Here is a 20235-nt window from a genome sequence, read left to right as displayed (position 1 = left end):
GTCGCGGGGGTGGCGGCCGGGTGGGGCGCGCGCCGACCGGCAAGGCGGGGCGCGCGGGGGGGGTGGCGGGCGGCGGGCGGGAACCGCCCACCCGCGCCCCGCCACCCGCGTCAGCCGATCGTCACGAGGGCGGCGAACAGCTCCGGTGCTCGGCGGTCGACGATCCGACCGCCGACGCGGATGCCGACCAGCGCGAAGACGGTGCCCAGCACGAAGGCGGCCGCCAGTCCGATCAGGCCGAAGGCCGGGTCGCCGCCGATGAGCGAGATCGCGCCGAGGACGATCGACGGGAGCGCCAGCAGACCGGTCGCGGCCATGCTCCCCAGCATCACGACGCTCGAGATCATCCCGGAGCCCGGCGGCGTCTTCAGCGGGCTGTCCCCCGGCCCGGGCACGGGGTAGACGACGAGCGACGAGGCGACGCTCGACACCCCGAACCCGCTGAGAACGAGGGCCAGCGCCATGCCCAGCACGGCCGGGATCGCGTCGGCGCGTCCCGCGTACAGCGCGGTGCCCACCGCCACGACGACCACCGCAGGGACGCCGATGATCGCGGCGGCGACGACGCGACCGGCGCGGTCGGCCGACCCCGTCACTCCGGAGCTGACGTGCGCCGCCCAGGCGGTGCCGTCGTACGACACGTCGGCGCAGAGGGTCACGCCGAAGATCAGGCCGACGAGCACGGCCGAGAGCAGCACGAAGGTGTCGCCGCCGCTGCCGATCGCGGAGTAGAAGACCGCGAGGACGACGACGGCGGGGATGACGAGGAGCCCGCGGCTGTAGCGCGGGTCGCGCCACCAGTAGCCGAGGGCACGCGCGGCGACGGCGCCGGTCGGGGTGCCGGGGAAGCGCCCGAACAGGCCGAGGCCCGCGGATCCGGAGGCGGAGTGCGCGCCGGACGCGGCGGGCTCCGCGAGCGCGTGCCGCAGCGCCCGGGCCCACGCCCAGACGAGGACGGTCAGCGTCGCGAGCCCGATCAGCAGGCGCGCGATCGCCGCGACCCAGTCGCCCGCGACGACGGATCCGGGGACGGCCCAGATCGCGCCGAGCGGCGACCAGCCGAGGGCGCCCGCGATCACGGGCAGGACGTCCAGGCCGTCGCGGATCACGTTGGTCAGGCCGAAGAAGAGCGGTCCGAGCAGGATGACGACGACGAGCACGACGCCGCCGATCACCTCGCGGTAGCGGCGGCTCGAGCCCAGGCCCGTGGTGAGCGCGCCGATCAGGCGGGACGCGACCACGCAGGTCGCGACGCCGATCACCGCGGCGACGAGGCCGGGCAGGATGCCGATCGGACGGCTCCACCAGGCGGCGGCGGAGGCGAGCGCCCCGAGCGTGGTCACCACGCCGGGGATGCCCGCGAGGCCCGCGGCGGCGAGCCCGAGGAGGAGGGTCCGCAGCGGGATCGGGAAGGTCGCGAGGGTGGGCAGGTCGAGGCTCTGGTCGGAGCCGGACAGGAAGATCGGCCCGAGCACCCAGCCGAGGATCAGAGCGGAGCCGCCGAGGACGATCGCGACGTTCGCGAACGCCGGGTCCGTGCCTCCGAGCGCGACCAGGCCGGCCGCGACCAGGCCGAGCACCGCGATCGCGTAGAGACCGCCGAGGATCACGCCGATCAGCTGCCACACGTTCCGCGTCAGCGAGTTGCGGAGCAGGAGCAGCCGCAGCCTCAGGAGATGCGCAACCATGCCGGTCCCTCCTGGTGGGTGCGGCCGCCGACCAGCTCGACGAAGCGCTCCTCGAGGCTGGAGCCGGCGCGGACTTCCTCGAGGGTGCCGGAGGCGAGCACGCGGCCGTCGGCGATGACGGCGACCCGGTCGCACATCCGCTCGACGAGGTCCATGGAGTGGGACGAGACGATGACCGTGCCGCCCGACGCGACGAAGCCGGTCAGGATGTCGCGGATGTTCGCCGCCGAGACCGGGTCGACCGACTCGAACGGCTCGTCGAGCACCAGGAGGCGCGGGGCGCGCACGAGCGCGCAGGCGAGCGCGATCTTCTTGGTCATGCCCGCGGAGTAGTCCACGACGAGCGTGCGGTCGGCCGGATCGAGGCCGAGCAGGGCGAGGAGGTCGTCGGTCCGCTCGACGACGACGGAGCGCTCGAGCCCGCAGAGCAGGCCGTAGTAGGTGACGAGCTGGAGACCGGTGAGGCGGTCGAACAGCTTGACGCCGTCGGCCAGGACGCCGATCAGCCGCTTCGCCTCGAGGGTGTCCTTCCAGACGTCGACCTCGTGGATCGTGACGACGCCGCTGTCGGGGCGGAGCAGGGCCGTGGCCATCGAGAGGGTCGTCGTCTTGCCCGCGCCGTTGGGGCCGACGAGCCCGAAGAAGGACCCGGCGGGGACGTCGAGGTCGATGTCCTTCACGGCCTCCTTGTCGCCGAAGCGCTTGCGGAGGCCGCGGATCCGCAGGGCGACCTCGCCGTGGCGGCCGGAGGCCTCGGGGGCGGCCCACGCGGGGGTCGCGGGGTCGGTGCGCGCGGAGTCGGTGTGCTCGGCAGCGGTGCCGTCGGCGGCGGTGCGCGCGGCGGCGGTCTCGGTATCCGTGCCGTCCTGGGGAATGCCGGGGGGCGTCGTCCCGTCCATGTGTGTCCCTTCCGGGCCGCGGTGGGCGGCCGCTCCTCCACCCTAGGCAGGCGCTGCGGTCGGGGCATCCATCCCGCGATGGAGTCAAGCTGAACGCGCCGGCGCGGCCCCGGCGGCTCGACGGGGCGGGGCGGGAGCACGGCCGCCTACGCTGGCCCCATGCCCACGCTCCTCCTCGTCCGGCACGGACGCACCACCGCGAACACCGCGGGGATCCTCGCCGGACGCACCGCCGGAGTGCGGCTCGACGACGTCGGACGCACGCAGGCGGCGCGCACCGGGGAGCGGCTGGCGGCGGTCGAGCTCGCGACCGTGGTGTCGAGCCCGCTCGAGCGGTGCCGGCAGACCACGCGCTCCGTCCTCGAGCGGCAGACGGGATCGCCGGCGACGGTGATCGACAAGGGCATCACCGAGTGCGACTACGGCGACTGGTCGGGGCGCTCGCTGCGGGATCTCGCGACGGAGCCGCTCTGGGCGACGGTGCAGAACCAGCCCTCCGCGGTGGTCTTCCCCGGCGGCGAGGGGATGCTCGCGATGCAGGCCCGGGCCGTGTCCGCGATCCGCCGGCACGACGCGGCGGTCACGGAGGAGCACGGGGCCGGCGCGGTGTGGGCGGCGGTCAGCCACGGAGACACGATCAAGGCGATCCTCGCGGACGCGCTCGGCATGCACCTCGACCTGTTCCAGAGGCTCAGCGTCGGACCGGCGTCGGTGTCGATCATCCGCTACGGCGCGGGGCGGCCCGAGGTCGTCGCGATGAACACGGACGCCGGGGACCTGGGCTGGCTGCGGAAGGCGGCCCCCGTGGCGGACGCCGCCGTGGGTGGCGGGGCGGGGCACGAGTAGGCGCGGGTTCGGGAGGGCCGCTTCAGGGCTCGATCGAGCGGCAGGGATGCGGGTGCTCGGCGGCGGTGGATCTCGATGCGCCCGCTCCGCGGGGGGGCTCGGCCAGCAGAAGAGACGGCTGCTCGATCAGCAGGCCGCCCGAGCCCGACGCGCGCAGCCACCGCGGAGGCGGGCGCTCGTAGACTGGGGGCATGCCTCCGATCGTGCACGGATTCGACTGGCCCGATCGCGTCGTCGTGGGGACCGTCGGCTCACCCGGCTCGCGCTCCTTCTACCTCCAGGCCAAGACCGGGCCCCGCGTGGTCAGCGTCGGCCTCGAGAAGCAGCAGTCGGCCCTCCTCGCCGAGAAGATCGACGAGATCCTCGACCAGCTGATGACCGCCCAGGGCAACCCGGTCAGCGTTCCCGCCGGCACTCCCCCGGAGCTCGTCGACAACGACCCGCTCGACCAGCCCGTGGAGCCCGAGTTCCGCGTCGGCGGGCTCAGCCTCGGCTGGGACCCGTCCACCGCGCAGATCGTGATCGAGGCCTATCCGCTGACCGAGGCGGAGGACGACTCCGAGGAGGAGCCCGAGCCCACCGAGATGCTGCAGGTGAAGATCCCGGTCGGGACGGCGCGCGCCTTCGCGAAGCGCACCCTCGAGGTCGTCGGCGCCGGACGTCCGCTCTGCCCCCGCTGCGGCGAGCCGATGGATCCCGACGGGCACGACTGCCCGCTCGCATGAGCGACCCGGGCGGGCTCGACGGCGAGCTGGAGCTGGCCGGCCGGATCACGATCGCCTCGAACGCGACGTTCCTCGCGCAGCTCGGCGAGACGTCCGTCGTCTACAAGCCGATCTCGGGCGAGAAGCCGCTGTGGGACTTCCCGGACGGCGTGCTCGCGGGCCGCGAGGTCGCCGCCTACCTCGTCTCGGAGGCGCTCGGCTGGAACGTGGTGCCGCGCACGTGGCTCCGCGACGGTCCGCTCGGGCCGGGCATGGTCCAGCTCTGGCAGGACATCGATCCGGACCAGGACGCGGTCGACCTGGTGCCCGCCGACGCCGTGCCCGACGGATGGCGGCACGTCCTCGACGGCAGCGACGAGGAGGACCGCGACATCTCCCTCGTGCACGAGGACTCGACGGCGCTGCGCCGGATGGCCGTGTTCGACGTGGTCGCCAACAACGCGGACAGGAAGGGCGGGCACGTGCTCGCGCTGCCCGACGGCCACCGCTACGGCGTCGACCACGGCCTCACCTTCCACTCCGAGCACAAGCTGCGCACGGTCCTCTGGGGCTGGATCGGCGAACCGCTGCTCGAGGAGGAGCTGACGGCGCTGGCGCTCCTGCGCGCGCAGATCGACGGACCGCTCGGCGAGGCGCTCTCGGAGCTGCTCACCGAGGACGAGGTCGCCGCGTTCGCGAAGCGCTGCGAGCGGCTCGGCTCCTTCGGCCGCTTCCCGGGCCCGCGGGGCGGGATGCCCGCAGTGCCCTGGCCGCTGTTCTGAGCCGGGCGCGGTCGGAGATCAGGACGAACGCCTGCGGAGCGGCGGAGACGCGCTGATCCTCAGGCGCGGGAGCGGATCCCTCCTGCATCCTGAGCGGCTCAGAAGGTCCAGCCGCGGCCGAACAGCTCCTCGCCGGGCGCTCCGCCGCCTCCCGGACCCGCGCCGCGAGCGCCGAGGTAGGAGGAGACGACGGCCGCGCCCAGGTCCTCCGCCTCCGGGTTCACCACCGAGCCGCCGACCCGGCGGGCGAGCGAGTCGATGAAGCGCGCGAGGCCCGGGTCGTCACCCAGGCGGAAGAACGTGGTGTGCGCGCCGAGGCGGAGCGACGCGTCGAGCTCGCGGACCGAGACGGCGACCGTCAGCGGGTCCGGCGGGTAGTCGAAGAAGACGCCGCCGTCGGGCTCGAGGTGCGCGGTCGGCTCGCCGTCGGTGACGATGAGCAGCACCGGCTGCGCGTTCGGGTGCTTGCGGAAGTGCCGGTTGGCCAGCAGCAGCGCGTGGTGCAGGTTCGTGCCCTTGTCCCACTCCGCGTCCAGGCCCACCAGCTGCTCGACGTCCATCACCTCGGCGCGGCGGCCGAAGGCGACGAGCTGCAGCGCGTCTCCGCGGAACCGGCTGCTGATCAGGGTGTGCAGGGCGAGGGCGGTGCGCTTCATCGGCACCCAGCGGCCGTCCATCGCCATCGAGAACGACGTGTCGACGAGGAGCGCGACACAGGCCTGCGTGCGCGCCTCCGTCTCCTGCACCTCGACGTCGTCGATCAGGATGCGCACCCCCGAGCCGACAGGTCGGCCCTCGCCGGCGCTGCGGGTGAGGGCGTTGGTCACCGTGCGGGGGATGTCCCAGGCCTCGGTGTCGCCGAACTCCCACGAGCGCGTCGCTCCGGAGCGCTCGCCCGCCGCGCCCGCACGCCGGACGTCGCGGGCGCCCTGACGGCCGGAGACGGTCTCGGCGATGTCGCGCAGGAGCGCCTTGCCGAGCTGGCGCATGGCCTTCGGGCTGAGGGAGAGGCGGCCGTCGGAGCCGCGGCGCAGGGTCCCGGAGTCGCGCAGGGCCCGCTCCAGGCGCTTCAGCGTCTGCGCGTCGACGGAGGCGTCCTCGCCGAGCCGCTTCGCCAGCAGGTCGAGGTCGAGGTCGTCGAGGGAGGAGCGGTCCGTCTGCGCGAGCTGGTCGGCGAGGGCGTCGAGGTCGGCCAGCTCCTGGAACACGCCCGTCCCGTCGCCGAGGCCGAGCCCCTGCTCGCCGTCCATCCGCTCGGAGCCGCCCCAGTCCTCGCCGGGACGGAGCCCCCGCAGGGTCTCGTCGAGGCGGCCGAGGGACTGCATGAGCTCCGGCGTGCCGAAGGCCTCCTGGGCGAGGGCGTCGAGCTCGGCGCGCTGCTCGGCGGTCATCGAGTTGCGCATCCGCTGAGCCGCGGCCGCGCGGGCGGCGAGCGCGTCGATCAGCTCGTCCACCGACTCCGGGCCCTCGGGGAAGTACTCGCCGTGCTGCTCCATGAAGGCGTCGAACTGCTCGGGGGTGTCCTCCCCGCGCGCGTGCGCCTCGAGCAGCTCGTTCAGGTCGCGGAGCATCGCGTCGATCGCGGCGCGGTCCTCGTCGCTCGCGTTCTCGAGGGCCTGCTTCATCCCCTCGAAGCGCTGATCGAGCATCTCGCGGCCCAGGAGCTCGCGGATCCGCTCGAAGTCGGCGCGCGCCTCGGGGCTCTGCCAGCGGTAGTCGCGGAGCTCCGAGACGGCCGCGGCCGGCGAGGGCGGGAGGCTGTCGAGCTGGATCTCGGCGAGCGCGCGGTCGCCGTCGTCCATCTGCGTGTCGCGGGCGAGCTGCTTGCGCTCGGCGAGGACGGCCTTGTCGAGGAGCTCGCGGATCTCGCGGAGCGTACCGTCGAGGTTGTTCCTCTGCGTGAGCTCGCGACGCCGCTCGGCGACGCGGGCGGCCAGGTCGTCCAGGCCCTCGCGGTCGCGGGTGCCCCGGCGGAGGAACTCGCGCAGGGCGCGCTCGGGCGAGGTGCCGCCCATCACGTCCTCGCCGATCGCGTCGAGGGCCTCCTTCAGGTCGACCGGAGGAGCGAGCGGATCGGGTCCCCCGTCGTACTTCGCGTAGCGCGCGTCGCGCTTCAGCCGCCGGTTGCCGCGCGGAGCATCAGCCATAGACGGCCTCGCCCCCGCCCGTCTCCTTGCTCAGCTTGCGCGAGAGGTAGAGGCCCTCGAGGGCGAGCTCGACCGCTCCGGCGCGGCGCCCCTCCCCCACGGCGTCGAGGCGCTCGGCGACCTCGTCGTACACGCGGGCCTCGCCCAGCAGCGGCAGGCCGGCCAGGAACTCGCGGGCGGTCACCTGCTCGCCGGTCGTGATCATCGCGCCGTTCTCGACCGCCTCGACGAGCGGCCCGAGGTCGACGCCGCGCAGGTGGGCGCGGACGGTCTCGGCGGTGGCCTGACGGAGCAGGTGGTCGAGGATCTCGTCCTCGCGGCCCTCCTCCCCCGACTCGAACTCGATCTTGCCGCCGAGCACGTCGACGGCGGTCTCGAGGTCGATGGGGCGGGCGACCGCCTCCTCCTCGCCGCGGCGGGTGGCGCGGTGCAGGGCGGCGGCGGCGATCGTCTCGGCGCCGGCGATGGCGAAGCGGGCGCTGACGCCGCTGCGCTGGTCGACGGAGCTCGACTCGCGCAGGGCCCGCGTGAAGCGGGCGAGGATCTCGATGAGCGCGTCGGGCACGGTCGCGACGAGGTCCGCCTCCTGCCGGATGACGGCGACCTCGTCGACGAGAGCCGTCGGGTAGTGGGTGCGGATCTCGGCGCCGAAGCGGTCCTTCAGCGGCGTGATGATCCGGCCGCGGTTCGTGTAGTCCTCCGGGTTCGCGCTCGCGACGACGAGGACGTCGAGGGGGAGGCGGAGGACGTAGCCGCGGATCTGGATGTCGCGCTCCTCCATCACGTTGAGCATGGCGACCTGGATCCGCTCGGCCAGGTCCGGCAGCTCGTTGATCGCGACGATGCCGCGGTGGCTGCGCGGGATGAGGCCGAAGTGGATGGTCTCCGGGTCGCCCAGGCTGCGGCCCTCGGCCACCTTCATCGGGTCGACGTCGCCGATGAGGTCGGCGACGCTGGTGTCGGGGGTGGCCAGCTTCTCGACGTAGCGCTCCTCGCGGGGCTTCCACCCGACGGGCAGGTCCTCGCCCAGCTCCTCCGCGCGGCGGCGGCTCTCCGTGGTGATCGGCTCGTAGGGGTGCTCACCGAGCTCGGACCCCTCGATGACGGGCGTCCACTCGTCGAGCAGGCCGACGAGGGTGCGCAGGAGGCGGGTCTTGCCCTGGCCGCGCTCGCCCAGCAGGACGATGTCGTGGCCGGCGATGACGGCTCGCTCGACCTGCGGGATGACCGTCTCGGCGAAGCCGTGCAGGCCCGGCCAGGGATCGCGGCCCTCGCGCAGGGCGTCGAGCAGGTTGTCGCGGATCTCGGTGCGGAGGCTCTTCTGCACGTGCCCGGAGGCACGGAGCTGGCCGAGGGTCTGGGTCGTCGGGCGCATCACCTCGGCAACGCTACGCCGCAGGTCCGACACGTGGTGGAGGTGCGGCGGATTCGCGGCGCGGGCTTGCGCGGGGGCCGCGCCGCGGACGGCTCAGCGCTCGAGGCGCGGGGCGGCGGCGAGCAGGCGGCGCGTGTACTCCTCCTGCGGTGCGGCGAGGAGCGACGCGGCCGGCCCCGCCTCGACGATCCGGCCCTCGCGCATCACCGCGATGCGATCGCTCATGTGGGCGATCACGCCGAGGTCGTGCGAGATGAGGAGGAGGGCGAGGCCGTGACGGCGCTGCAGGTCGTCGAGCAGGTCGAGGATCTGCGCCTGCACCGACACGTCGAGGGCCGAGACGGGCTCGTCGCAGATCAGCACGTCGGGGCGCGTCGCCAGCGCCCGGGCGATCGAGACGCGCTGGCGCTGACCGCCGGAGAGGGTCCGCGGCGAGCGCCGCTCCAGGGCGGGGTCGAGCCCCACGCTCTCGAGCAGCGCGGGCACGGAGGCGGCGCCGGCGTCGCGGAGGAGGCGGCCGACGCTCCAGCGCGGGTCGAACGAGGAGAGGCTGTCCTGGTAGACGGCGCCGATCCGCGGGCGGCGGGGACGGCGGGAGCGCTCGGTCGCTGCCGACCACGGCTCGCCGAACAGCTCGACGGCGCCCGCGTCCGGACGCCGCAGCGCCAGCACGAGCCGGGCCACCGTGCTCTTGCCCGACCCGGACTCGCCGACGAGCCCGACGGTCTCGCCGCGCCGCAGCCGGAGGTCGACGTCGTCGACCGCGACCCGCACTCCTCCGCCGGGCAGCGGGAAGCGGGCGGCGAGTCCGCGGGCCGCGACCACGACCTCGCCGGGAGTCTCGGGCGGGGTCGCCGGTGCGGTCGGGTCGGTGAGCCGGGAACCGCGCGGGCGCCCTGCGGGGACGGCGGCCACGAGCGCGCGGGCCTCGGGGCTGCGGGGCGCGCGCAGCACCTCGGCCGCGGTCCCCTCCTCCACCACGCGGCCGTCGGCCAGCACGAGGATGCGGTCGGCGAGGCCCGCCACCACCGCGAGGTCGTGCGAGACCAGGACGAGCGCCCGGCCGCGCGCCTTCTGCTCGGCGAAGAGCTCGAGCACGCGGGCCTGGACGGTCACGTCGAGCGCGGTGGTCGGCTCGTCGGCGACGAGCAGCGGCGGATCGAGCGCCACGGCCGCCGCGAGGAGGGCGCGCTGGCGGAGACCGCCGGAGAGGTCGCCGGAGCGCTCCCGCATCCGCTCGGCCGGCTCCGGCATGCCGACGCTCGCCAGGGCCTCGACCGTCCGCTGCGCGCGCTCGGCCGCGGGGAGGCGGCCGTGGAGGCGGAGCACGTCGCCGATCTCGCGGCCGATCGGGCGCAGCGGGTCGAGCGAGAGCAGCGCGTCCTGCGGGACGAAGCCGACGGATCCGCCGCGCAGCCGCCGCAGCTCCCGCTCGCCCGCTCCGACCACCTCGGTCCCGCCGACGCGGACGCTCCCGGTCACGGCGCCTCCGCTCAGCCCCAGCAGCGCTCGCGCGGTGACGCTCTTGCCCGACCCGGACTCGCCGACGATCGCGACGCACTCCCCCGGCTCCACGCGGAACGAGACCCCGTGCACCACCTCGACTCCGTCGAAGGCGACCCGGAGCCCCTCGACGACGACCGCGCTCACCGCGCACCCCGCAGACGCCCGCCGAGGACCGTCGTCGCGATCGTGGTCAGCACGATCGCCAGCCCCGGGAACACGGTCAGCCACCACGCGCTCGCGAGGTAGGTGCGGCCCGCCGAGAGCATCGCGCCCCACTCCGGCGCGGGCGGCTCGGCGCCCAGGCCCAGGTAGCTGAGGGCCGAGGCCCAGACGATCGCCTGGCCGACGCCGAGGGTCGCCAGCACGGCGAGCGGCCCGAAGGTGTTGGGGAGGACGTGCCGGACGAGGATGCGGACGGGTCCGTGGCCCAGCACGCGCGCCGCCTCGACGTAGCCGGAGTCGCGGATGCCGAGCAGCTGCGTGCGCAGGATGCGGGCGTACCCCGGCGCGGTCGAGAGGCCGACCGCGATGGTGGCGGGGACGACTCCGGGACCCGTGACCACGATCACGAGCAGCGCGAGCAGGAGCGCGGGGAAGGCGAAGAGCACCTCGAGTACGCGGCCGATCACGCCGTCGACGACGCGGCCGCCGAACGCCGCGACCACCCCGAGCACCGCGCCGAGGACGAGGCCGATCGCGGTGGCGCTGGCGCCGATCAGGAGGGATGCGCCGGCCCCCGCGATGAGGCGGCTGAGGACGTCGCGACCGGACTCGTCGGTGCCGAGCAGGTGCGCGGCACCCGGTGGGGTGAAGGCGTCGCGCGGGGCGACGGCGAGCGGATCGGAGGGGGCGAGCAGCCCGGGCGCGACGGCGGCGAGCAGGAGCAGCACCACGAAGACCGCGGCCAGCACCTCGCCGGCGCGGAGGCGGGAGGGACCCCGGCGGAGCGGGCGGGCGGCGCGCAGCTCGAGCTCGCTCACGCGACCGCCTCCCGCCGGGCCAGCCGCGGGTCGATCACGCGCGTCAGCAGATCGGTGGCGAGGGTCACGACGATGTACGCCAGCGCCGTGACCAGCACGACACCCGTCACCACCGGCACGTCACGGACGGTCACCGCCGCGAGCAGAGTCCGGCCGAGCCCCGGCCTCGCGAAGATCGTCTCGACCACCACGGCCCCGCCGATCAGGTAGCCGAACGCCCAGCCCGAGAGCGAGACCCCTGGCAGCACCGCGTGGCGCAGCGCGTGGCGGGCGCGGACGCCGAGCTCGCCCTCGCCGCGCGCCCGAGCGGCGAGCACGAACGGCGACTCCAGCGCGTCGAGGAGGGAGCGGCGCATCACCTGGCCGAGGAAGCCCGCCAGCGGGATCGCGAGGGTGAGCGTCGGCAGCACCAGCCCGGCGGGCGACCCGGTGCTGACCGGGGGCAGCCAGCGCAGCGCGGTCGCGAAGACGGCGATCAGCACGGTCGCCAGCCAGAAGTGCGGGAGCGCGGCCGCCGTGAGCTCGAGGCCGGACCCGACCGCGGCGGCGAGGCGGCCGCCCCGGGTCGACCAGAGGGCGGTCGCGAGCGCCAGGATCCATGCGGCGGTGAGCGCGAGCACGGCGAGCAGGAGGGTGCCGGGCAGCTGCTCGCCGAGGATCTGCGCGACGGGAGTGCGCAGGGAGTAGGAGGTGCCGAGGTCGCCGCGCGCGAGCCTGCCGAGCTGCACCAGGTACTGCACGAGGAGCGGCTGGTCGAGGCCGTACTGCTCCCGCACCGCGGCGAGCGCCTCGGGCGACGCCTGCGAGCCCGGACCGCCGAGGATCGCCTGCGCCGGATCGCCGGGGACGAGGCGGATGAGGACGAAGACGGCGGTCGCGACGGCCCACAGCACCACGAGGGCGCCACCGAGGCGGAGGAGCACGCGACGGATCATGCGGGCGGGCGTCCTCTCTGGTCGGGGCGGTGGAGGGGGGCGTCGTCGAGGTCCGCTCCCTCCGGAGCACGCGATGCGCGACCGACGGCGGCTACTCGACCAGCATGGAGGACGGACCCCTGCTGATCGAGCAGCCCGCGGAGCGGACGCATCGAGATCCGCCCGTCCGATCGCGGGGTCTCGGTGCGCCGCCGCGGCGACTACTCGACCGGCATGCGTCCGCTCTTCGATCGGTGCGGGCGGCTCTCCGGGGCCGGGTCAGACCCAGGCGTCGGCGAACCAGGGGGTCGACACGGTGTCGAGGGCGACGAGGCCCTGGACGGCCGACCGGTGCAGGTAGTGGTTCTGCTGGTCGTAGAGCGGCAGAATCCAGTAGCCCTCGAGGACGATCCGCTGCGCCTGCTCGTACAGGTCGGCGCGGGCGTCCTCGTCGGTCGTGGCGCTCGCCTGCTCGAGCAGCGAGTCGAGCGCGGGGTCGGCGATCTGCGCGTGGTTGGCGAAGTAGCCGCTCGGCGCGGGGGTGATGCCCGAGGAGGAGTAGAGGATCCGCAGCACGTCGGGTCCGACCTTCGTGTACGGGGCGCTCACCAGCTCGTACTCGTTCGACGCGAGCGCGGTGTACCAGCTCGACAGGTCGAGCAGGCTGATCCGCACGTCGAAGCCGAGGGTCTTCGCCGAGGCCTGGATCTGCTCGAACAGCGACTGCTCGGCCGGGATCGACTGGTTGGTGCTGACGGGGAATCGCAGCGTCAGCGGCGTGCCGTCCTTCTCGCGGATGCCGTCGCCGTCCGAGTCCACCCAGCCGGCCTTCTCGAGCAGATCCTCGGCGGCGGCCGTCTCGGAGTCGGACCCGGCGTCCTCGAAGAGCGACGGGTCGGAGTACGCGGTCGCCTCGCGGCTGGACAGCGGGGAGTAGGAGCGCTCGGCGGTGCCGAAGAAGAGGGAGTCGATCGCGTCGTTCACGCCGACGCCGCGGACGAAGGCCTCGCGAACGGACTCGTCGTCGAACGGCGCCTGCCCGGAGTTGAGCTCGAGGCGGTTGACCGAGCCGGGCCGGGGCGCGTCGAGCTCGACGAGGTCGGTGGCTCCGGTCGCGGCCTTCAGGGTGTCGGGCTGGGCGTTGTCGAGCACGTCGACCTCGCCCGACTGCAGCGCCGCATAGCGGGTGGCGGAGTCGGGGATGAAGCGCCAGGTGATGCTCGCCAGGTGCGCGGGGCCCTCGTGGCCGTCCCCGGTCGGGCCGGTCGACGCGTCGTAGGCCTCATTGCGGGTGAGGGTCACGTGGTCCTGCTTGACCCACTCCGAGACGGTGAAGGGGCCGGTGCCGACGGGCGCCTCGCAGTTGGCCGCCTCGCCGCGGGCGATGCCGGCGGGCGACTCGATCGCGGTCCACGGCTGCGCGAGCGACTCGAGCAGCGCACTGTCCGGCGCGGTCAGGGTGAAGCGGGCGACGGTCGGCGAGACCGCGGTGACGGAGGCGACCTTCGCCACGGCGAGGTAGCCGGTGGAGGACTTGGTCGCCGGGTCCTGCAGGTGCGCGATGTTCGCGGCGACCGCCTCCGCGTCGAGGGCGGTGCCGTCGGTGAAGGTCGCGCCCTCGCGCAGGGTGAAGTCGTAGCTGAGCGCGTCGTCCGAGACGGTCCACGACTCGGCCAGCCACGGCGTGATGGTGCCGTCGGCGTCGCGCGAGACGAGCGACTCGAGCACCTGCGTCGCGAGCAGCGCCTGCGGGTAGTTGCCGCCGACGTGCGGGTCGAGGCAGGTGGGCTCGCCGTCGCCGGACGCGTAGGTCAGCGTCCCGCCGTCGACGGGGGTGCTGGAGGCGTCGGGCGTCTCGGCGGTGCAGCCGCTGAGCAGGAGCGCGGCGGCCGCGACGGCGGCGGGGAGGGCGAGGAGGCGGGAGCGCAGCGGCATGACGTCTTTCGTGGAGGGGTCGGAGGTGCACGCATTTCTTGGACGCGACCCAGGAAACGCTAGCAGGGCGTGGAGGCGGCGGACGGGGATCGCTCGGATCCGTGGAGGAGCGCCCGGATCCCGCGCTGGGGAGGGACGAATCGCGCTGGCGGAGATCCCCGACGCGCCTGTCGGTGGGGATCGGCCTCCGCTCTCCTACTGTCGACGCATGACCTCCGCCGTGCTCGCCCTCCTGTTCGGCTCCGCCGTCGCCCTCGTGGGCCTCGTGCCCTGGGCCGCCCTGCAGTACCGGCGCCGCGGCGTCCTCGGGATCGGCAACGCGGTGCTGGCCTTCGCCGCCGTGGTCTACGCGCTCGCCCTCGTCACCTACACGCTCCTCCCCCTGCCCGACGAGGCGACGGTCGCCGCCGCCTGCCGCACCGGATCGGGTCCGCAGCTGCGCCTGTTCGCCTTCGTCGGCGACATCGCGAAGGAGGGTGGGATCGACGGGCCCCGCGCGCTGCTGACGAACCCCGCGTCCGCGCAGGTGCTCCTGAACGTGGTCTTCTTCGTCCCCCTCGGGATGCTCGTCCGCCACCTCGCTCTGCGCGGGCGCCTCGTCGCCGGGATGATCGGCGGCACCGCCGTCGGCTTCGCCGTCTCGCTCCTCATCGAGGTCACGCAGCTCACGGGCGACTGGTTCCTCTACCCGTGCGCCTACCGGCTCTTCGACGTCGACGACCTGCTGGCCAACACGGCCGGCGCCCTGCTCGGCACCCTCCTCTCCCCCGTCCTCCTCCTCTTCACCCGCCGGACCGAGGGCGCGGTGCCGGAGCTGGCCCGCCCGGTCACGATCCGCCGCCGCGCCTTCGGCATGTTCTGCGACGTGCTCGCGCTGAGCCTCATCACGGGCGCGCTCGTCTCGATCACCGGGGTCGGCCTCGTGCTCGCGGGGGTGGACACGCGCTCGAGCCCCGGGGACGTGGTTCTCGGCGCCCTGCCGTTCGTCGCTCCGCTGCTCCAGCTGGTGATCGTGCTGCGGTCCGGACGGACCCTCGGCGAGACGGTGGTGCGCCTGCGTCCCGAGCCGCGACCGCTCCTCTGGCAGCGGCTCGTGCGCTGGGCGGCGGGATCGGGCGGCTGGTCGACCCTGCTCGCCGTCGAGGGCGGCTTCTGGTCGCTGCTCGCCTTCGTCCTCGCGGCGGCCGCGATGATCGGCCTGGTCGCGACACGGGGCCGCCGGGGGACGGCGAACGCGCTGGCTCGCCTCGACGTCGTGGACGAGCGGGCGGAGGCGCCGTCCGCCGTCCGGAAGACGGACTGAGAGGAGCCTGCCGGACGCCTGGGCCGGCCGGTGGTCAGACCGCCGCGCGGAGCCCCTCGACAAGGTCGTGCTGCGCCTCGCGGCCGGCCCGCGTGGGCACGAGCGGGTACACGTGGACCTGCCCGACGGCCTCGTGGAGCTCGAACGGGACCCCGGCAGCCGCCGCCCGCTCGGCCAGCACGTGGGCGTCCGGATTGAGGACGTCCCGCGTGCCGGTGAAGACGGTGAGGGGGCCGAGGCCCGCCAGGTCGCCGAACAGCGGGCTGACCACGGATCGAGCAGGTCGAGGGCGCCGCGCCAGCTCTCGGCGAGGACGCGACCGCCCGGGGTGCCGAGCCAGGGATCGGTCGGCTGCACCTCGGGGATCCGCGGGTTGCTCCAGGAGAGGTCGAGCGCGGGCGAGACGAGGGTCATGCGCGGCAGGACCACCCCCTCGTCGCGCAGGGCGAGGGCCGTCGAGAGGGCGATCTGGCCGCCCGCAGAGTCGCCGGCGAGGCAGGTCGCCCCGTGCCGCTCAAGACTCCGCAGCACCAGGGCGCGGACACCGTCGCGCGCCTCGAGCGCCGTGCCGAAGGGCACGAGCGGGTAGATCGGGAGGGTCACCGCGACGGAGGCCTCGTCGGCGATGCGGGCGGCGAGCCACCAGTGCTGGGGCGCGATCTCGTTCACCCAGCCGCCGCCGTGGACGTAGACGACGCCGCCGCGGATCACCCGCGGGCGGATCGTGTAGACCGGCCAGGAGCCGACCTGCTCCACGTCGACGCGCACGCCGGGCCGGAGGCGGGGCGGCGGGCCGTAGGAGGCGGGACGGAGCGCGCGCTCCCGGATGCGGCGACGGGCTCCCTCCGCGCTGACGAAGGTGCGGTTCGCACGGGCGAGCCGGAGCGCGAGCGGGACGAGGGCATCGGGGACGACGAGCGGCATCGCCCGAGCATCGCGCACCCCGGTGCGCGGCGGCTGGGCGGCGACGGGCTGCGCGGCTGCGGACTCTGCGGCGACGGCCTCGGCAGCCACCGACGCGACAGCCACGGACTCCGCCGCTGATCCGCGGAGGTCGGAGGACGCGGCGCGGGCTCCGCGGACGGAGCGTCGGAACCCGCGGACGCAGCGTCGGAGACCGCGGTCGACGCCCGGGCACCCCGCGGACAGCACGACGGCCCGGCCCGTGGAGGGAGCCGGGCCGGGGCCGCCGGTCAGCGTGGTGCCTGCACGCCCGCGGAGCGCGGGTCGGAAGCGACCTCGCTGTCGCCGTGCGCTGCGGGTCAGCGGCGCGCGGCGGAGCGGCCGGCGAAGCGGGTGTAGACGAGCAGGACGATGATCGCTCCGATGATCGAGCCGATGATGCCGGCGGGCTGGAAGAAGCCGTCCATCGGGTCGTGCTGGAAGATCAGGAAGCCGAGGAAGCCGCCGACGAACGAGCCGACGATGCCGAGCACGATGGTCATGCCGATGCTGATGCTCTGCTTCCCGGGGACGATGAGCCGGGCCAGCGCTCCTGCGATGAGTCCGACGACGATGAGGCTGATGATGAGACCGAGCATGGCGGTCGTCCTTCCGTTGTGCGGGCGGGGGCCCGCTGATCGGTTCCGCGGTTGCGGGACCGGTGGCTACGCAACCACCCCGGAGGAGGCAGCGGTACACCCCTGGGGGTGTGCTCGCCCCGACGAGCCGTGCGGTAGCGTCCGACCATGACCCGCCGTGCGCCCCTCACCGTCGCGCTCGTCGACGACTACGACGTCGTCCTCACGGGCCTCGCGCACATGTTCGACCACTACCGCGACCGGGTGGTCGTCGCCGAGATCGACGCGAACGCCTCCCTCTCCGATCGGATCGACGTCGTCCTCTACGACTCGTTCGCCCAGCCGGAGTCGGACCACCACGAGATCGCGGAGCTGGTGCGCAACGAGCGGGCCGAGCACGTGGTCGTCTACACCTGGAACTTCGCGCCGACGCTCGTCGCGGACGCCCTCGAGCAGGGCGTCCACGGCTACCTCTCCAAGACCCTGCCGGCGCGGGAGCTGGTGGCCGCGCTCGAGCGGGTGGCGGCGGGCGAGGTCGTCGTCAGCGATCCTCCGCGGCGGGCGGGCAGCGCACCGGGCCTCGACTGGCCGGGCCGCCACGAGGGCATCACCGACCGGGAGTCGGAGATCCTCGCGCTCATCACGCAGGGCAAGAGCAACGCCGACGTCGCCGCGCTCACCTACCTCAGCCCCAACACGGTGAAGTCCTACATCCGCAGCGTCTACGGCAAGATCGGCGCGACCAGCCGCACGCAGGCCGTCCTCTGGGGCGTCGACCACGGCTTCACCCCCGACCACCACCGCATCGACCACTGGCTCGGCGGCCCCTGACCCGCGCCCGCGGGACGCCGCTCCGGTACGCGACCCGCCGACGAACGCGCACCCGGGAGGCGTCTCGCGGGAGGGGGCGGGGGCGCACGCACCGCTACGGTGTGGCCATGCCCCTCGACCGCGCGCCGACCATCCGCGACGTCGCGGTGCGGGCCGGAGTGTCGTACCAGACGGTCTCGCGGGTGCTCAACGACAGCCCCCAGCTGCGGCCGCGCACCCGGGAGCGCGTGCTCGCCGCGATCGAGGACCTCGGCTTCCGCCCCAGCGCCGCTGCCCGCGCCCTGGCGACGAGCCGCTCCGGCCTGATCGGGATCCTCGCCGCCGAGAGCCACAGCTTCTACGGCACCGCCACCGCGATGGCCGCGATCGAGCAGGCGGCGCGCGACGCGGGCTACCGGGTCCCGGTCGTGAACGCGGCGCCGGACGCGGAGTCGCTGGCCGACGGTCTCGCCCACCTGCAGCGGGAGTCGGTGGAGGCGATCGTGGTCCTCGCCCCGCAGGAGCGCGCGCTGGAGGCGATCAAGAGCCTCGCGATCGGCGTCCCCTCGGTGACGCTCGGCGCGACGGACCGCGGCGCCGACTCTCTGCTCCTCGTCGACCAGGCGGCCGGAGCGCGACTGGCGACCGAGCACCTCGTCGGCCTCGGCCACACCCGCATCGCGCACCTCGCCGGTCCGCAGCACTGGGTGGAGGCGCAGGCGCGGCTCGAGGGCTTCGGCGCCGGGATGAGCGCGGCCGGCCTCGACCCTGTCGCCGTCGTGGAGGGCGACTGGAGCGCCGAGTCCGGCTACCGCGCCGGCCTCCGCCTCCTCGGAGCCGCGCTTCTGCCGACCGCGGTGTTCGCCGGCAACGACCAGATGGCCCTCGGACTCCTGCACGCCTGCACCGAGCGGGGACTGCGCGTGCCCGAGGACCTCAGCGTCGTCGGCTTCGACGACGTGCCCGAGGCGGCGCACTACCAGCCGCCGCTGACGACCATCCGCCAGGACTTCGCGGAGGTCGGCCGCCGCACGATCGGGGTCGTGCTCGCGGAGCTGTGCGGCGAGGAGCCCGCCGTCGACCGCCCGGTGCCGCCGGTGCTGGTGGAGCGGGCGTCGACGGCTCAGGCCTGAGCAGCACCGGCCCCCGCCTCACCCCGCGTGCGGCAGCAGCACCTCCACGCGCCCCTCGCGCACCCGCGTCTCGAACCGCGGCTGCGGCGAGGTGGCCGGCCCCCGCAGCACCTCGCCGGTCTCGAGCGAGAAGGCGCTGCCGTGCCACGGGCAGGCGACGCACGCCTCGCCCGAGCCGTCCGCCGAGACCTCGCCCTCGTCGAGCGGGCCCGAGAGGTGGCTGCAGACGTTCGAGAGCACGTCGATCCGCTCGCCCCGCCGGAAGGCGAGCAGGGGGAAGCCCGCGACCTCCCTCCTCATCGGCGTGCGCTCGGGCAGGTCCGCCAGGGCGCCGAGCTCCTGCCAGCCGGAGGGGAAGCGGTGCGGCACGTCCTCCGCGTGGTTCGCCCCCGCCGCCTGCCGGTAGCTGAGGTGGCCGCCCAGGTAGCCGCCGCCCGAGACGACGGCGAGTCCGAGCATCCCGAGCACCTTCCCGCTCGTGGTGCGCCCGCGGCGGCGCTGCACCCACGACGCGGCGTAGAGGCCCGTCGCGACCACGTTGGCCGCCGAGTGCACCAGCCCGACGCGGGTCTGCTGCTCGTGCAGCTCCGACCAGTCGGTGAAGCCGGAGGCGGCGGTCGGCAGGACGCTGATCACGCCGACGCCGACGAGGGTCCGCGCCGCCCGCTGGTTCCCCGGCAGCAGGTCGAGCACCGCCGCCGACACCCAGGCGCCGGTGGGAACGAGGACGAGCAGCGGATGGACGGGGTGACCGACCGGGACGCCGTGCAGCACGTCCCGCACCGGCTGCGGCCGGACCACCGCGTTCACGGCCCGCTTCACCCGGCCGACGAGCGGATCGAGGGCGGCGGCGTTCTCGAGGCGGGTGACGAGTCTGACGAGTCTGATCTCACGCATGCCTCATGCGACCAAGCGGGCGGCCCCGGCGGAAGGGGCTTGCGGCGGAGGAGGAGCAGTCGGACCCCGTCGGGCGGCCCCTCGCTTGCCGACCCCGAGCCGTTTCGCCTACGCTGACCCGGGGCTTTGTGAACGGTCACATCGCCCGAGCGAGGAGCATGATGGACCAGCGCAGGCCCACCCCCGCCGACGTGATCACGAGCGGCGCCACCGCCCTCGGCATCGAGCTCGGCTCCACCCGGATCAAGGCGTGCCTGGTCGACGCGGCCGACCCGTCCGTGGTCCTCGCCGTCGGCAGCCACGAGTGGGAGAACCAGTTCGTCGACCGCCGCTGGACCTACTCCCTCGACGCCGTCCACGCGGGCCTCCAGGCCGCCTACGCGGACCTCGTCGCCGACGCCTCGTCGCGCCACGGCGTGCAGCTCTCCTCCGTCGGGGCGCTCGGCGTCTCGGCGATGATGCACGGCTACCTCCCCTTCGATGCGGACGGCGGGCTGCTCGTCCCCTTCCGCACCTGGCGCAACACCAGCACAGGCCCCGCGTCGGCCGAGCTCACCGAGCTGTTCGGCGCCAACATCCCGCTGCGCTGGTCGCTCGCGCACCTGCACCAGGCGGTCCTCGACTCCGAGCCGCACGTCGAGCGGATCGACTTCCTCACCACCGTCGCCGGATACGTGCACTGGCGCCTCACCGGCGAGAAGGTCCTCGGAGTCGGCGACGCCTCCGGCATGGTCCCGACCGACCCGGCGACCCGCGACTACGACCAGCGTGTCGTCGACCTCTACGACGAGCGCGC

18 protein-coding genes and 1 pseudogene are annotated in these 20235 nt (G+C 74.5%); 7 read left to right on the top strand and 12 right to left on the bottom strand.

Annotated elements, in window-relative coordinates; genetic code table 11:
* Nucleotides 1–110 precede the first annotated feature (110 nt).
* Both C5C71_RS16065 and C5C71_RS16060 read right to left on the bottom strand, forming a co-directional pair.
* Nucleotides 111–1688: a transporter gene (locus C5C71_RS16065; RefSeq protein WP_104338070.1), complete on the bottom strand. Its 1578-nt coding sequence runs from the start codon at nt 1686–1688 to the stop codon at nt 111–113.
* Nucleotides 1670–2587 carry an ABC transporter ATP-binding protein gene (locus C5C71_RS16060; protein ID WP_104319493.1) on the bottom strand — a complete coding sequence of 306 codons (918 nt, stop codon included), beginning with the start codon at nt 2585–2587 and terminating at the stop codon, nt 1670–1672. The genes C5C71_RS16065 and C5C71_RS16060 overlap by 19 nt, the downstream gene beginning before the upstream one ends.
* A gap of 159 nt (nt 2588–2746) precedes the next feature.
* On the opposite strand from C5C71_RS16060, the gene C5C71_RS16055 reads away from it, so the two are divergent.
* Entirely contained in the window at nt 2747–3433 is a 687-nt protein-coding gene (locus C5C71_RS16055) for a histidine phosphatase family protein (protein WP_104338069.1), read from the top strand.
* A gap of 22 nt (nt 3434–3455) precedes the next feature.
* Here C5C71_RS16055 and C5C71_RS17715 read toward each other — a convergent pair whose 3' ends face one another.
* Complete coding sequence (locus tag C5C71_RS17715) at nt 3456–3626, bottom strand: hypothetical protein (RefSeq protein ID WP_181065744.1); 171 nt, start codon at nt 3624–3626, stop codon at nt 3456–3458.
* On the opposite strand from C5C71_RS17715, the gene C5C71_RS16050 reads away from it, so the two are divergent.
* Nucleotides 3625–4158 (top strand): DUF3090 domain-containing protein, encoded by a 534-nt coding sequence (locus C5C71_RS16050; protein WP_104225051.1) that lies wholly within the window; start codon nt 3625–3627, stop codon nt 4156–4158. The genes C5C71_RS17715 and C5C71_RS16050 overlap by 2 nt on opposite strands.
* On the top strand, nt 4155–4919 hold the full coding sequence (locus tag C5C71_RS16045; protein ID WP_104226043.1) for an SCO1664 family protein: 765 nt from the start codon (nt 4155–4157) through the stop codon (nt 4917–4919). Before C5C71_RS16050 ends, C5C71_RS16045 begins: the two co-directional genes overlap by 4 nt.
* 98 nt (nt 4920–5017) lie before the next feature.
* Here the strand turns inward: C5C71_RS16045 and C5C71_RS16040 are convergent, their stop codons facing one another.
* The 6 genes from C5C71_RS16040 to C5C71_RS16015 all read right to left on the bottom strand — a co-directional run bounded on the left by C5C71_RS16040 (nt 5018) and on the right by C5C71_RS16015 (nt 13776).
* Nucleotides 5018–7066: a VWA domain-containing protein gene (locus C5C71_RS16040; RefSeq protein WP_104338068.1), complete on the bottom strand. Its 2049-nt coding sequence runs from the start codon at nt 7064–7066 to the stop codon at nt 5018–5020.
* The gene (locus C5C71_RS16035) at nt 7059–8441 is read right to left on the bottom strand and encodes a magnesium chelatase (RefSeq protein WP_104249672.1); all 1383 of its coding nucleotides are present in this window, start codon (nt 8439–8441) and stop codon (nt 7059–7061) included. The genes C5C71_RS16040 and C5C71_RS16035 overlap by 8 nt, the downstream gene beginning before the upstream one ends.
* Before the next feature lie 93 nt (nt 8442–8534).
* Nucleotides 8535–10091: an ABC transporter ATP-binding protein gene (locus C5C71_RS16030; protein ID WP_104238832.1), complete on the bottom strand. Its 1557-nt coding sequence runs from the start codon at nt 10089–10091 to the stop codon at nt 8535–8537.
* Nucleotides 10088–10927 (bottom strand): ABC transporter permease, encoded by an 840-nt coding sequence (locus C5C71_RS16025; RefSeq protein ID WP_104225046.1) that lies wholly within the window; start codon nt 10925–10927, stop codon nt 10088–10090. The genes C5C71_RS16030 and C5C71_RS16025 overlap by 4 nt, the downstream gene beginning before the upstream one ends.
* Nucleotides 10924–11862, bottom strand: coding sequence for an ABC transporter permease (locus C5C71_RS16020; RefSeq protein ID WP_104225045.1), 939 nt, complete (start codon nt 11860–11862; stop codon nt 10924–10926). Before C5C71_RS16020 ends, C5C71_RS16025 begins: the two co-directional genes overlap by 4 nt.
* Nucleotides 11863–12120: 258 nt before the next feature.
* Nucleotides 12121–13776 (bottom strand): ABC transporter substrate-binding protein, encoded by a 1656-nt coding sequence (locus C5C71_RS16015; RefSeq protein WP_104338067.1) that lies wholly within the window; start codon nt 13774–13776, stop codon nt 12121–12123.
* A gap of 208 nt (nt 13777–13984) precedes the next feature.
* On the opposite strand from C5C71_RS16015, the gene C5C71_RS16010 reads away from it, so the two are divergent.
* Nucleotides 13985–15079: a VanZ family protein gene (locus C5C71_RS16010; RefSeq protein WP_181065743.1), complete on the top strand. Its 1095-nt coding sequence runs from the start codon at nt 13985–13987 to the stop codon at nt 15077–15079.
* Between the two features lie 34 nt (nt 15080–15113).
* On the opposite strand, the pseudogene C5C71_RS16005 reads toward C5C71_RS16010, so the two are convergent.
* Both C5C71_RS16005 and C5C71_RS16000 read right to left on the bottom strand, forming a co-directional pair.
* Nucleotides 15114–16003 (bottom strand): annotated as a pseudogene (locus tag C5C71_RS16005) (alpha/beta hydrolase fold domain-containing protein).
* A gap of 338 nt (nt 16004–16341) precedes the next feature.
* A complete protein-coding gene (locus tag C5C71_RS16000; protein ID WP_104225042.1) occupies nt 16342–16620 on the bottom strand; it encodes a GlsB/YeaQ/YmgE family stress response membrane protein in 279 nt (92 codons plus the stop codon).
* A gap of 147 nt (nt 16621–16767) precedes the next feature.
* Between C5C71_RS16000 and C5C71_RS15995 the strand changes: the two genes are divergently transcribed.
* Both C5C71_RS15995 and C5C71_RS15990 read left to right on the top strand, forming a co-directional pair.
* Nucleotides 16768–17430 (top strand): response regulator transcription factor, encoded by a 663-nt coding sequence (locus tag C5C71_RS15995; protein ID WP_104325882.1) that lies wholly within the window; start codon nt 16768–16770, stop codon nt 17428–17430.
* 107 nt (nt 17431–17537) lie between these two features.
* The gene (locus C5C71_RS15990; RefSeq protein ID WP_104338065.1) at nt 17538–18542 is read left to right on the top strand and encodes a LacI family DNA-binding transcriptional regulator; all 1005 of its coding nucleotides are present in this window, start codon (nt 17538–17540) and stop codon (nt 18540–18542) included.
* 18 nt (nt 18543–18560) lie between these two features.
* Here C5C71_RS15990 and C5C71_RS15985 read toward each other — a convergent pair whose 3' ends face one another.
* A complete protein-coding gene (locus C5C71_RS15985; protein WP_104248017.1) occupies nt 18561–19439 on the bottom strand; it encodes a Rieske 2Fe-2S domain-containing protein in 879 nt (292 codons plus the stop codon).
* A 161-nt stretch (nt 19440–19600) separates the two neighbouring features.
* Here C5C71_RS15985 and C5C71_RS15980 point away from each other — a divergent pair.
* A partial coding sequence (locus tag C5C71_RS15980; protein ID WP_258068748.1) for an FGGY family carbohydrate kinase occupies nt 19601–20235 on the top strand: 635 nt, incomplete at its 3' end.

It is taken from the genome of Rathayibacter sp. AY1C1 (genome assembly GCF_002932105.1).
Taxonomy (GTDB): domain Bacteria; phylum Actinomycetota; class Actinomycetes; order Actinomycetales; family Microbacteriaceae; genus Rathayibacter.
The sequence above is the reverse complement of the archived record's forward strand: the minus strand, read 5'-3'. Positions and strand labels throughout refer to the sequence as shown.

Coding starts and splice junctions, on each gene's coding strand:
- C5C71_RS16065 (WP_104338070.1), bottom strand. CDS start 1,688: ATGGTTGCGCATCTCCTGAGGCTGCGGCTGCTCCTGCTCCGCAACTCG.
- C5C71_RS16060 (WP_104319493.1), bottom strand. CDS start 2,587: ATGGACGGGACGACGCCCCCCGGCATTCCCCAGGACGGCACGGATACC.
- C5C71_RS16055 (WP_104338069.1), top strand. CDS start 2,747: ATGCCCACGCTCCTCCTCGTCCGGCACGGACGCACCACCGCGAACACC.
- C5C71_RS16050 (WP_104225051.1), top strand. CDS start 3,625: ATGCCTCCGATCGTGCACGGATTCGACTGGCCCGATCGCGTCGTCGTG.
- C5C71_RS17715 (WP_181065744.1), bottom strand. CDS start 3,626: ATGCCCCCAGTCTACGAGCGCCCGCCTCCGCGGTGGCTGCGCGCGTCG.
- C5C71_RS16045 (WP_104226043.1), top strand. CDS start 4,155: ATGAGCGACCCGGGCGGGCTCGACGGCGAGCTGGAGCTGGCCGGCCGG.
- C5C71_RS16040 (WP_104338068.1), bottom strand. CDS start 7,066: ATGGCTGATGCTCCGCGCGGCAACCGGCGGCTGAAGCGCGACGCGCGC.
- C5C71_RS16035 (WP_104249672.1), bottom strand. CDS start 8,441: ATGCGCCCGACGACCCAGACCCTCGGCCAGCTCCGTGCCTCCGGGCAC.
- C5C71_RS16020 (WP_104225045.1), bottom strand. CDS start 11,862: ATGATCCGTCGCGTGCTCCTCCGCCTCGGTGGCGCCCTCGTGGTGCTG.
- C5C71_RS16015 (WP_104338067.1), bottom strand. CDS start 13,776: ATGCCGCTGCGCTCCCGCCTCCTCGCCCTCCCCGCCGCCGTCGCGGCC.
- C5C71_RS16010 (WP_181065743.1), top strand. CDS start 13,985: ATGACCTCCGCCGTGCTCGCCCTCCTGTTCGGCTCCGCCGTCGCCCTC.
- C5C71_RS16000 (WP_104225042.1), bottom strand. CDS start 16,620: ATGCTCGGTCTCATCATCAGCCTCATCGTCGTCGGACTCATCGCAGGA.
- C5C71_RS15995 (WP_104325882.1), top strand. CDS start 16,768: ATGACCCGCCGTGCGCCCCTCACCGTCGCGCTCGTCGACGACTACGAC.
- C5C71_RS15990 (WP_104338065.1), top strand. CDS start 17,538: ATGCCCCTCGACCGCGCGCCGACCATCCGCGACGTCGCGGTGCGGGCC.
- C5C71_RS15985 (WP_104248017.1), bottom strand. CDS start 19,439: ATGCGTGAGATCAGACTCGTCAGACTCGTCACCCGCCTCGAGAACGCC.